This window comes from Candidatus Dedyshia acidiphila, assembly GCF_051025295.1.
Taxonomy (GTDB): Bacteria; Acidobacteriota; Terriglobia; order Terriglobales; family Acidobacteriaceae; genus KBS-83.
In genome coordinates this window covers 20,293-31,214 of the sequence record NZ_JBMGJV010000044.1, presented here as the reverse complement: position 1 = coordinate 31,214, position 10,922 = coordinate 20,293, and the positions used below count along the sequence as shown (strand labels likewise).

The 10,922-nt window shown below is 60.9% G+C and carries 11 protein-coding genes; 6 read left to right on the top strand and 5 right to left on the bottom strand.

Annotated features, from left to right (window positions below; translation table 11 throughout):
• The 3 genes from AC5IJH_RS15540 to AC5IJH_RS15530 form a co-directional block, all read left to right on the top strand.
• Window positions 1-1,087 (top strand): CgeB family protein (locus tag AC5IJH_RS15540; protein WP_491903743.1); only part of this gene is annotated, 1,087 nt, incomplete at its 5' end.
• Complete coding sequence (locus AC5IJH_RS15535; protein WP_491903742.1) at window positions 1,084-2,184, top strand: CgeB family protein; 1,101 nt, start codon at window positions 1,084-1,086, stop codon at window positions 2,182-2,184. The genes AC5IJH_RS15540 and AC5IJH_RS15535, both read left to right, overlap by 4 nt.
• Window positions 2,181-3,362 (top strand): CgeB family protein, encoded by a 1,182-nt coding sequence (locus tag AC5IJH_RS15530; RefSeq protein ID WP_491903741.1) that lies wholly within the window; start codon window positions 2,181-2,183, stop codon window positions 3,360-3,362. Before AC5IJH_RS15535 ends, AC5IJH_RS15530 begins: the two co-directional genes overlap by 4 nt.
• On the opposite strand, the gene AC5IJH_RS15525 is transcribed toward AC5IJH_RS15530, so the two are convergent.
• The 4 genes from AC5IJH_RS15525 to AC5IJH_RS15510 all read right to left on the bottom strand — a co-directional run bounded on the left by AC5IJH_RS15525 (window position 3,260) and on the right by AC5IJH_RS15510 (window position 6,962).
• A complete protein-coding gene (locus AC5IJH_RS15525; protein ID WP_491903740.1) occupies window positions 3,260-4,024 on the bottom strand; it encodes an HAD family hydrolase in 765 nt (254 codons plus the stop codon). The genes AC5IJH_RS15530 and AC5IJH_RS15525 overlap by 103 nt on opposite strands.
• A 72-nt stretch (window positions 4,025-4,096) precedes the next feature.
• Window positions 4,097-4,501, bottom strand: coding sequence for a hypothetical protein (locus AC5IJH_RS15520; protein ID WP_491903739.1), 405 nt, complete (start codon window positions 4,499-4,501; stop codon window positions 4,097-4,099).
• A gap of 185 nt (window positions 4,502-4,686) precedes the next feature.
• Complete coding sequence (locus AC5IJH_RS15515; protein WP_491903738.1) at window positions 4,687-5,913, bottom strand: aldo/keto reductase; 1,227 nt, start codon at window positions 5,911-5,913, stop codon at window positions 4,687-4,689.
• A gap of 44 nt (window positions 5,914-5,957) precedes the next feature.
• Window positions 5,958-6,962 carry an aldo/keto reductase gene (locus AC5IJH_RS15510; RefSeq protein ID WP_491903737.1) on the bottom strand — a complete coding sequence of 335 codons (1,005 nt, stop codon included), beginning with the start codon at window positions 6,960-6,962 and terminating at the stop codon, window positions 5,958-5,960.
• A 115-nt stretch (window positions 6,963-7,077) separates the two neighbouring features.
• On the opposite strand from AC5IJH_RS15510, the gene serS reads away from it, so the two are divergent.
• The 3 genes from serS (at window position 7,078) to AC5IJH_RS15495 (ending at window position 9,478) form a co-directional block, all read left to right on the top strand.
• A complete protein-coding gene (gene serS, locus AC5IJH_RS15505; protein WP_491903736.1) occupies window positions 7,078-8,409 on the top strand; it encodes a serine--tRNA ligase in 1,332 nt (443 codons plus the stop codon).
• On the top strand, window positions 8,406-8,768 hold the full coding sequence (locus tag AC5IJH_RS15500; RefSeq protein ID WP_491903735.1) for a hypothetical protein: 363 nt from the start codon (window positions 8,406-8,408) through the stop codon (window positions 8,766-8,768). Before serS ends, AC5IJH_RS15500 begins: the two co-directional genes overlap by 4 nt.
• 128 nt (window positions 8,769-8,896) lie before the next feature.
• Window positions 8,897-9,478: a LolA family protein gene (locus AC5IJH_RS15495; RefSeq protein WP_491903734.1), complete on the top strand. Its 582-nt coding sequence runs from the start codon at window positions 8,897-8,899 to the stop codon at window positions 9,476-9,478.
• On the opposite strand, the gene AC5IJH_RS15490 is transcribed toward AC5IJH_RS15495, so the two are convergent.
• On the bottom strand, window positions 9,465-10,859 hold the full coding sequence (locus tag AC5IJH_RS15490; RefSeq protein ID WP_491903733.1) for a glycosyltransferase family 39 protein: 1,395 nt from the start codon (window positions 10,857-10,859) through the stop codon (window positions 9,465-9,467). The two genes, AC5IJH_RS15495 and AC5IJH_RS15490, sit on opposite strands and share 14 nt — an antisense overlap.
• Between the last annotated feature and the right edge of the window lie 63 nt (window positions 10,860-10,922).

Genomic DNA, 10,922 nt, shown 5'->3' with positions numbered 1-10,922 from the left:
TTTTTTCGTGCATTCCCTCACCTCCGATTGGAATAACGGCAATGCGCATTTCCTGCGCGGGCTGGCACGCGCGCTGGGGCGCATGGGCCATTCCGTCGTCTGTTGGGAGGAGCGCGATGGGTGGTCGCGCGCGAACCTCATCGACGCAGAAGGCGAGGCGGGCCGCGGGTCGCTTGCGGAGTTCACGCGCGCTTATCCCGACCTCGAAATCCGTGCGCACGCGGGCGAGTCGGATCGGATCACTGCGGCTCTTAACGATGTCGATATCGCGATCGTGCATGAGTGGAATGACTCGGAGCTGGTTGGTACCTTGCTGAGGGCACGGGAGTCCTCGGGCTGTCGTTTGCTGTTCCACGACACGCACCACCGCGCGTCCAGTTCGCCGGCTGCGATCGAGCGGATGCAGATCGAGGCTTTCGACGGTGTGTTGGCATTCGGTGAGGCGCTGCGCCGCATCTATGTAGAACAGTTCGGGGTAACTCGCGCGTGGACCTTTCACGAGGCTGCGGACACAAGCGTATTCTCTCCCACCGCAGCCGAATCACGAAGCAACGACGTTATTTGGATTGGCAATTGGGGAGACGGAGAGCGGACGCGTGAGCTGTATCAATATCTCGTCGAGCCGGCACGACAACTGGCCGACGTCTCCTGGGTGGTGCACGGCGTGAGGTATCCCGAGCAGGGCATTCGGGCACTCGCAGACGCCGGAATTCACCTCGGTGGGTATATCTCGAATTTGGGTGCAGCGGAGGCCTACCGTCGTTCGCGACTCACGCTACACATCCCGAGACAGCAGTACCGCACATCCATGCAGGGAATCCCGACAATTCGCGTTTTCGAGGCACTCGCTTCTGGCATCCCGCTGATCTCCGCGCCGTGGAACGATGTCGAGCAGCTTTTCCGTGAGGGCGATTACATCTCGGTGAGCAGTACGGAGCAGATGGCGGAGAGCATTCGGCGGTTGCTAAGCGACCCTGCCGGTGCAGCCGCGCAGGCACGCCGCGGGCTTGAAACCGTACTCGCTCGCCATACCTGCGATCACCGTGCACAGCAGTTGACCGCTATCTGCGAGGAGGTGCTGGCGTGAAGCTGTTTGTCTTTGGCTCCAGTCTGCTGTCGTCCTACTGGAACGGTGCCGCAACGTACTATCGTGGCGTTTATCGCGCGCTGCATGCGCGTGGGCACCAAATCGTATTTGCTGAACCGGACGCGTTCCAGCGCCAGCAGCATATCGACCCTGGCGACTACTCGTACGCAGAGACGATTGTGTACCGCCCCACGGTTGATCTCGACGCTCTGCTGCAGGGGGCGCGTGGAGCAGATGTTGTGGTCAAGCACAGTGGAATCGGCGTCGATGATGAAGAGCTTGAGCGCCGGGTGCTCGAGTGCAAGCCCGAGAGCCGCGTGGTGTATTGGGACGTAGACGCGCCAGCCACGATTGCCCGTATGCGAGAGAATCCGGAGAGTGGCCTGGCAACATGGATCGGCCACTACGACGCGGTGTTCACCTACGGCGGGGGCCCACGCACGAAGGAAGCCTTCCAGCAATTTGGTGCACGGTGCTTCGAGAGCATCTACAACGGGCTTGATTCGACGACGCACCATCCTGTTGAACCGGATCCTGCTCTCGCCTGTGATTTGGCCTTTATCGGAAATCGTCTGCCGGATCGCGAGCAACGTGTTGAGGACTTCTTCCTCCGTGCAGCGATGCTCGCGCCGGAGAAGAGCTTCCTGCTGGGCGGCGAGGGTTGGGGGGACAAGCCGATGCCTTCGAACGTGCGCTGGATCGGGCATGTTCCAACCGGCGATCACAATGTGGTGAACTGCTCCGCACGCATGGTGCTCAACATCAATCGAGCGTCGATGGCCTCCTTTGGATTTTCGCCACCGACGCGTGTCTTCGAGGCTGCGGGAAGCGGCGCCTGCCTGATGTGTGATGACTGGCCCGGCATGGCGCAGTTCTTCGAGCCTGGCCGGGAAGTCCTGATCGTACGTTCAGCCGAGGATGTCGTCACCCTACTGCGTACGTATTCGGCAGAGGATGCACGCCGCTGTGGCGAGGCGTTCCGTGCACGCGCGCTGCGGGAGCACACTTACGAGATGCGCGGAACTCAGGTAGATGCTGCTCTGCTGCGGCTGGTCGCCGGTCAAGCCGTGCAGGCGACCGAGGTCGAGGCAGCATGAAAATTGTCATTCTCGGTCTGAGCATCACATCGTCGTGGGGCAACGGCCACGCCACGACGTACCGCTCGTTGTGCCGCGCGCTTCATCGCCGCGGCCATCGAATTCATTTCTGGGAAAAGGACGTCCCGTGGTATCGCTCCGCGCGCGACCTGCCGCACCCTGAATATTGCCGCGTGCGGTTGTATGACGACTGGGACAAGGCCGCACCCAAGATTCTGGCTGATGCGCGTGACGCCGACGCAGTGGTCCTCGGATCCTACTTTGGCGATGGCATACGGGCCGCAGATGCACTCCAAGCCAAGTGCCCGGCGCCGGTGCTGTTCTATGACATCGACACGCCGGTGACGATGGCTGCGCTCGAGAGCCAGGGCGGTTGCGAATATCTCCGGCGCGATCAAATTCCTGGATTCCAGGCCTATCTCAGCTTCTCCGGCGGCCGCGTACTCGAGTGCCTGCGGAAGCGATTCGGGGCTCGTTACCCGGTTGCGTTTTATTGCTCAGTCGATCCGGACGCGTACCAAGCGATTAAGGGCCACTCCTATCCGTGCGATCTCAGCTATCTAGGCACGTACTCGCCAGACAGGCAGGAGAAGCTCGATCGCTTGCTGGGGGGGGCCGCGCGGCAGCTCCAGAGCCAGCACTTCGTCATCGCAGGCTCGCAATATCCTGAAACTATATGGCCTGACAACGTGGAGCGAGTGGAGCACGTGCCTCCCCCTGAGCACGCCGCCTTTTACTCGTCATCGCGCTTCACTCTCAATCTGACACGCGCCGACATGGTGCAGGCGGGCTACTCGCCATCGGTGCGGTTGTTTGAGGCGGCCGCTTGTGGAGCAGCCATCGTCTCCGATCCTTGGGAGGGGATTGCAGAGTTCCTCGAGCCCGGCCGCGAAGTTGTGCTGGTCGAGCAGACAGAGGAAGTCATAAACATACTGACCAGTCTCTCGGAGAAGGAGCGCCTAGCCATGGGCAGTGCGGCGCGGGATCGCATCCTGTCCAGTCACACCGCGCGCCACCGGGCGGAGGAGTTCGAACATGTCATGGACGTACTAAGCGCGAAGACGCACGGATCGCGTCAGAGAAGGTCGAGCAGGGAAGAGACACAATACGCCGGCGACTCCGCCGCGAGCTCCGAGCGGGAAAAAGTGCCCGTGGCAACGGCAATCGCCGGCAATTGATGGGCGCGGGCGGCGCGCACGTCGAGCGGCGTGTCCCCAACGATGCAGATTCGCGCTGCATTGCCCATTTGACGGCGTATTCGCTGCACCGCATCTGCCACGATGTCAGCGCGCTGCTCGAACCCATCGCTGAAGGCAAAGAAGGAAAACCAGTCGAGTAGTCCGCTACGCTCGAGCTTGATCCTGCCGATTACGGCAAGATTCCCGGTCAGCACGCCGAGCGTTGCCCCACGGCTGCGTAGATGCTCAAGTGCTCGCTCCACACCATCAGCGGCGTCAGCGCATATGTCTGTCTGGTTCGCACTCACTTCCTGGGCCATACGCTGCATGGCTTCGGGCAGGAGCGCACGCCATCGGGCGGGCTTGTCTCCACTGAGAGTCATGGCGTCGCGCAGGATTCCCGGATCTGTGTTGCCGTGGACAGAAACGCCGTCTAGGTTGAGTGGTGCCCCGTGCATCCAGCTGAGCGCGTTGCAGAACGCGAAATAATGAACTGCGTCGCGGCAGGTCAGCAGGGTGCCATCTATGTCGAACAGATAAGCGTCGTAGCCGTCCCACGCGACTGCAGCATCAGTACCATTGCGCAGGGCTGACGTCCTGGCAGGTTCGTGTTGTGCGGAACGTTTGTGCTGTGTTGCCTTGCTATTCGGCTGGTCTGTCACTCTCTATCCCGCAAGCGCTATGTACGCGCTTGCGGTAAGAGTGGCGTGCTCGGAGCCAGGTTGTGTGTTGCGTTAGGCACTGATGGGAAGATTGGGCGCAGGCTCTTTCTGCTTGGCGCCATCGGCAGTTTTCCGTACGGCAGCGTCCTGCAGAAAGTGGACACATCCGCCCACGTGTTCATTCTCGCAGCGGGCGCACTGATCGAGCAGCATGTTGCTGTCTCTCAGCTCGTGCCGCAGACAAATGACATGCACGCGACACATCAGCTGCTTCAGAGAGTAGATCAGTGCGGCCTGCTGATCGGCGCTGAAGGTCCAATCGAGCACGACTGTACCGATCGCGCCGAAGCGGGCCATCGAGCAGGCCAGAGCGATGTCGTCGATGCGGATCGTGGTGTAGCCGGCATTACGCAGCAGCCGGGAACGCGACTGCCGCAGGGTCGCATCGCGCGATGCAATCAGGATGGGTCGAGCCATGAGCCTCTCTCCAGCATTAGCAAGTTGAGAAGGAAGTCAAGTGCGGGATCGCACGTGTGTAAGCGAGAGTGTGACGGAAGGAGCGACGGCAAGGTCGCACCACTCAACACCCTTGATGGTAGCCGGGGCAATGAATGGAACGCGCTAGGATTGTTCCTAGCCGATCAACTTATTGCACGTGCAACTCAGGCTGGAGTTTCAGAAGCTGATGGGAAGTGGTGCTGCTGCCGACCTAACTCCCCGTCGTACTTGATCGTGCTTTTAAAGAGCTCGTACCTGCCGTCATTGAAGGTACGCCCGTGCTCGCGAAGCTCCTGCATCTTTGCTTCCGTGAGCGGCGCAAACGCACTCACAATGGCGAGATTCTGGTCGAGCACAGCCATCGAATCCATGCCGGAGATGGTTGTCGACACGCCGGGAACACTCATTGCATAGGAAAGTGCCTCGGTCGGCGTGAGGGCGCCATTCACGATGCATTCACCAGAGCCACCCATACTTTTCATCGAAAGAACAGCCAGCCCGCGCTGCTCTGCAACTGGAAGCACCTCTCGCTCAAAGGAACGATAGCTCGGGTCGAACGCATTGATCGGCATTTGTATGGTGTCGAACGGATACCCGCGGTGAAGCATGTCCAGATGAATGCTCGGATTCTTATGGCCGGTAAAGCCGACGAAACGAACTTTGCCCTGCTGCTTGGCTGCGGTGAGCGCCTCGAGGACACCGTCTGGCTCGTAACACTTCTCGGGGTCGTTGTAGTAGACGACCTCATGAACCTGCCAGACATCGAGATGGTCGGTCTGCAACCGTTTTAATGACTCTTCCAGCATCTGCATGGCGACATCTTTCTTGCGGCCATGGGTGCAGACCTTGGTCATCAGGACGATGTTGTCGCGCTTGCCTTTCAGTGCGGTTCCCAGCCGCTCCTCGCTCATGCCCTCGTGATACTCCCACGCGTTGTCGAAGAAGTTCATGCCATGGTCGATCGCCTTCGCAACCATGTTGTTGACTTCGTCCTGGCCGGCCACCGTGCCAAGGTGGAAGCCGCCCATCCCAAGAATCGACACCTGCAGGCCGGTACGGCCCAATGGACGCTTCTGCATTTGAAACTCAGGGACGGGCGTGGAGCCGTAGCTTCCCGGGAAGTTAGCGACAACCGGGTTCGGCGTGTTCGAAAGTTGCACCGCATCACCCCCAGCCTTAACGGAACCTGATTTCGAGGCGAACTCTACTGAGCCGCCGTGAGCGGACCCCGAATGTTGCGCGCCCGAGGCTGCGAGCGGAACCACGGCAGAGACACCGGTGATGGCCGCGGTCTGCAGGAATCGCCGGCGTGTGACGTCCTGCGACTCTCTATCATTGTCTGGCCGTGCGTTCGGCTTGTGGTCCTCGTTGTCGCGTAGTGTCGTGTGCATGTTCCTGCTTATCCCCTGGATCCTGTTGTTGCCTGCAGCAGTGGTCACACTCCCGAAGAGCCCTGCACCTGCGGGTAGGGACGTCCGGTGTTCTGCGTGGCATAGATCATCTGCTTTACCTCGACTTGCTCTGTGTCCAGCGGGAACTCATGTGCCAGGCGCGCCTCGGGGTTGTCGAACTTCAGGCTGACCTTGTAGAGCTCGAACCGGCCATCGCCGGCATAGGGCTTGGCACGCTCACGCAGTTGATCCATCTCGGCCTGGCTCAGAGGCGTAAAGCCTTGCGCGACCTCGAGGTTCTGCTTCAGGATGCGCAACTCCGCGACGCCGGTGATGGTTGTCGTCACTGGAAGCGACATGGCGTACCGGAGCAGTTCCTGCGCGGTGAAGACGCCCTTCTGCACCGGCTCGCCATGACCGCCGATCGGCTTCATTCCCAAGGGCGCGATGCCTCGCTCCTGCAGGACTGGAAGCACCTTCTTCTCGAAGCTGAAGAAGTTTGCGTCGAACGGATTGAGTGGCATCTGCACGGCGTCGAACGGGAATCCGGTGTTGAGCATCGCGAGATGCAGGTCCGGATCCTTGTGGCCCGTGAAGCCGACGAAGCGAACCTTGCCACTCTCCTTCGCCTTCCGCAGCGCCTCGGCTGCGCCGCCGGGCCGGATGAACAGATCAGGATCGTTCTGGAAGCTGACGCCGTGAATCTGCCAGAGGTCGAGGTGATCGGTCTGGAGTCGGCGCAGGCTTTGGTCCAGCATCTGCATCGCCAGCGCGCCGTCACGTCCGTGGGTGCAGACCTTGGTCATCAGAAACGCTTTGTCGCGACGCCCTTTCAGACCTTTGCCGAGCCAGTCTTCTGATTTGCCGCGGTTGTACTCCCAGCAGCAGTCGAAGAAATCTACGCCCGCATCGAGTGCCTGGTGCACGATTTCGATCGCGGTCTGCTCGTCGCTGGCGGAGCCGAGATGATGGCCGCCGAGCCCGAGCGCGGACACCTCCACGTTGGACTTGCCAAGTCTTCTGCGCGGGATGGGGGAGCTGTTCGCCATAAGTTTTCCTATTAGCTGTGATGCCTCGAGTGCTGGACCTCATCCCTTCGGCAGGGCTCTTCGCCGTGCTGTTTTGCTCACCGTCACGACTGCTTCCGGTACGATAGAAGCCGATATGCATGATTTGCAGTTCGTTCGGACCAACCTTGCGCTGGTGCAGGAGAAACTGCGCGCCCGCGGGCAGGATCCGGCTCACCTGTTGGGTGATTTCGCGGAGCTCGATCGGGCGCGCCGAGAACGAATCACCGAAGCGGAGACACTCAAGGCCAGCCGGAATGCGCTGAGTGAAGAGGTCGGTCGACGCAAGCGCGCGAAGGAAGATGCGTCCGCGCTGATGGAAGAGACGCGCAAGCTGAAGGATCGGCTCGATGCGCTGGATGCGTCCGCGTCGGCCAGCGACGAGCAGCTTCGCGCGATGCTTGCCAGCGTTCCGAATCTGCCGCACGATTCTGTCCCACCGGGCACCTCCGAACACGACAACGTGGAGCAGAAGCAGTTGGGCGAGAAACCCGCATTCGGTTTTGCGCCTCGCCCGCACTGGGAGCTGGGAGAGGCGCTCGGGATCCTTGACCTGGAGCGCGCATCGAAGCTTTCCGGAGCGCGTTTCGCCGTGTACTGGGGGCAGGGCGCACGCCTGGAACGTGCGCTGGCCAACTGGATGCTCGATGTGCACACCGGCGAGCACGGCTATCGCGAGGTACTGCCGCCGGTGATGGTGAACAGCCGCTCCCTTTACGGCACGGGGCAGTTGCCGAAGTTTGCCGATGATCTGTTTCGCGCAGCCGATGCGGAAGGGTTCACGCCCGGGCAATACCGCGACAATGACCACTGGCTGATCCCGACGGCCGAGGTTCCGGTGACGAACCTCTATCGCGACGAGGTGCTGGAAGAGGCGGATCTCTCGATTTCACTGACCGCCTACACACCCTGCTTTCGCGCGGAGGCCGGGTCCTATGGCAAGGACGTGCGCGGTATCATCCGCCAGCATCAGTTTCAGAAGGTAGAGCTGGTCAAATTCACGCGTCCCGAGGACTCGGAGCGAGAGCACGAGCAGTTGACTCGGAATGCAGAATCCATCCTCGAGCGCCTTCGGCTACCGTATCGCCGCATGCTGCTCTGCGCGGGCGATATGGGGTTCTCCGCAGCCAAGACTTATGATCTGGAAGTGTGGCTGCCCGGGCAGGGGCTGTACCGGGAGATCTCCTCGTGCAGCAACTTCGAGGCGTTCCAGGCGCGGCGCGCGAACATCCGCTACCGCCCGCAGGGGCGCAACAAGACTGAGTTTGTCCATACCCTGAACGGCAGTGGGCTCGCGATCGGCCGCACATGGCTTGCGATTCTCGAGAACTATCAGCAAGCGGATGGGTCTGTACGGGTGCCGGAGGTGCTGGTGCCCTACATGGGGGGTGCGACCGTGATCGCAGCGGAAGGCGGAAAGACTCGATGAAGTTGTTGAAGAATTATCTGTTCTGGACGTACCAGCGCGGCAGCTTCCATTATGACGTGATGGTCACGCTGATCCTGCTGTTTCTGTTCGTATCGCCGGCTTTCATTGCGTTTCACGACCGCCCGGAGGAACCCATGTCGCGTGGCCATGGAGTGCTGGTGCATTCGGGGCAGGATGGACATCTCACTTTCGAGATCGGTGCGGACCAGGTGCCCGAGTCAGAGGACTCTGCGAAGGTGCGCTCGGAACTCGAACAGAGCATCGCACCGATATCGAGTGGGGTTTCCATCGATCGCTGGCAGGCACAGAAGGATGCTAGCGGCAAGGTGGAGAGTTACAAGGTATGGGCGCGCCGGTGACGACAATGGGACGAGGGAATGGCAGGATCGGGCGGGCGCTTGCCGGAGTGGCAGCTTGTTGCGGGCTGGCAGCCTGCGCCAGCGCAGCGCGGGCACAGGGTTGTGACAAAACCAAGGTGCTAGCGCAGATGGATATCGCAGCCGCGAAGTTCCAGAGCACGCAGGCGGACTTCAACTGGGACGTGTTGCAGTCTGTGGTGAATGAGCATGACATCCAGAGCGGCACGATTTACTTCGAGCGCCGCGGACAGTCGACCTCGATGGCAGCTTATATCAAGAAACCGGCCGACAAGTCGGTGTTCTATAACGGCGGCACACTAACCCTTGTGCAGCCGGATATCCAGCAGGAGACGCTCTTCACGGCTGGAGCCAATCGGGGCCAATTTGAAAGCTTCCTCACACTCGGATTCGGCGGCAGTGGCAAGGACCTAGACAAGCAATGGACAGTCACCTGCCAAGGTATGGAGACGATCGGCGGCACCACCACCGCGAAGCTCGATCTGAAACCCAAGGAGCAGAGCGTTGCGAACCTGTTCACGCACGTGACGATCTGGATCGATCCCACGCGATCACTCAGCCTGCGGCAGATTTTCTATGAGCCGTCCGGCGACAACCGTACCGCCAACTACACGGGCATCAAGTACAACTCGCGCATTTCTGCCGACTTGTTGAAACCCAAGGATAAGGGCTACCACATCATTCGTAAGTAGCTGGGCGTTGAGACCTCGGGGTCAGTGCGGCTCCCCCGAGGATGCACAGCATGGGGAATGCCTCGATGGTGTATCGAGCCTCGGGCGCTTCGATGTCCGCGAGCAGCAGGCTGCGCAGCGCGCAATAAGCAAGTACCATCGTCACGAGTACGAGGGCTGCCCGCCGCCATCGCCACGCCCCTACCAGACCAAACACAATGTAGACGAGGTTGAGCGCTGCGTATGCAGTGGCGAAGATCGTCTCGCTCCTGTGCCGGTCATATTGCCACCAGCGCAGTTCAATGTTGAGCATCTCCGTGCGCGGCCGGCACCACATGTCGAGCACGCGCAGAGCTGGAAGCAGCAGGTGCGTTCGCCAGGGATGTACACGCGTGCGCGCCGTGGCCAGTGCAGCAAAGCGCGCATCGAGGGCCGGTGTCAGTTCCAGGCGCTGGTTGTATTTATCTAGTAGTGTGGCGGTCTCGCTGCGCTGCGCTTCAGAATCGAAGGCACGTTGCGGAAGTGACGCGATGTCGATCGATGCAGTATCGACGTTCCAATAGACCTCAGACGTCGACACGAAATCGACGGCCCAGGTCTTGATCCAGCGCTGAAACCCGGGAGCGGTGGACTCGGCAGGGTCCGTGGCATATCGGGGAGCCAGTGGCTCGAAGACATGCAAGGTGCGCACATTGCGGGCCGTCCACACGACAAACGGAAGCACCGAAAGCAACGTGGCCGTGAGCAGAAGCTTGAATCGACTATTGCGCTTGGACGAGGAGCGCCTCGCCAACGTGAGGCTGACGACGCAGGCTATGGCGAGCAGGGCGCCGTCCGGACGAAGCAGCGTGGCATAGGACCAGCACGCCGCCAGCAGCAGTGCCGGTGCCCAGCCCGGTTGCCGATCAAAGTGCACCACGGCTGCGCATGCCAGTGCTACACAAAGGATCGAGAGCGTTTCACTCAGCGGCGCGGCAACGTAGTTGGCCGTGAACGGACAGAGCGCAGCCAACAGGAGCGCGACCAGCCCGGCACGTTCGCCTGCGACCTCGCGTGCTGTCCACCCAACCACCAGCGCGGCGAACAGGTCGAGGGCGATCTGGAGAAAGAGCACGGCGCCATAGTGGTCAACCCCGAACAGGCGAAAACAAACGGCTAGAAAAAGCGGGTAGCCCGGCAGCCGGATGAGGGTCGGGTGAACCGTTGCGCCGCCCTCCCCGTACTGCGTCATGCCGTAGGTGCCGTGAAGCCAATTTTTGGCGATATCGCCGTAGATCAGCCCGTCGCCATTGACCTGGGGGAAGTGGCGCACGAACCAGAGGCGCAGGCCGAACCCAAACAGCAGTGCCAGGGCTGCCAATGCAGTGACGGCCGGCTTCCGCATGAGCTTGTCGGCTCGCATTGTTACGCATCATACAGACGCGACGGACGTTAGCGGTTCGCGATAGTCTGTCTTCAGACGCCC

Excerpts from the sequence above, each read along its gene's own strand:
- AC5IJH_RS15530 (WP_491903741.1), top strand. The coding sequence starts at position 2,181 with ATGAAAATTGTCATTCTCGGTCTGAGCATCACATCGTCGTGGGGCAAC.
- AC5IJH_RS15520 (WP_491903739.1), bottom strand. The coding sequence starts at position 4,501 with ATGGCTCGACCCATCCTGATTGCATCGCGCGATGCGACCCTGCGGCAG.
- AC5IJH_RS15515 (WP_491903738.1), bottom strand. The coding sequence starts at position 5,913 with ATGCACACGACACTACGCGACAACGAGGACCACAAGCCGAACGCACGG.
- AC5IJH_RS15510 (WP_491903737.1), bottom strand. The coding sequence starts at position 6,962 with ATGGCGAACAGCTCCCCCATCCCGCGCAGAAGACTTGGCAAGTCCAAC.
- serS (WP_491903736.1), top strand. The coding sequence starts at position 7,078 with ATGCATGATTTGCAGTTCGTTCGGACCAACCTTGCGCTGGTGCAGGAG.
- AC5IJH_RS15500 (WP_491903735.1), top strand. The coding sequence starts at position 8,406 with ATGAAGTTGTTGAAGAATTATCTGTTCTGGACGTACCAGCGCGGCAGC.
- AC5IJH_RS15495 (WP_491903734.1), top strand. The coding sequence starts at position 8,897 with ATGGATATCGCAGCCGCGAAGTTCCAGAGCACGCAGGCGGACTTCAAC.
- AC5IJH_RS15490 (WP_491903733.1), bottom strand. The coding sequence starts at position 10,859 with ATGCGAGCCGACAAGCTCATGCGGAAGCCGGCCGTCACTGCATTGGCA.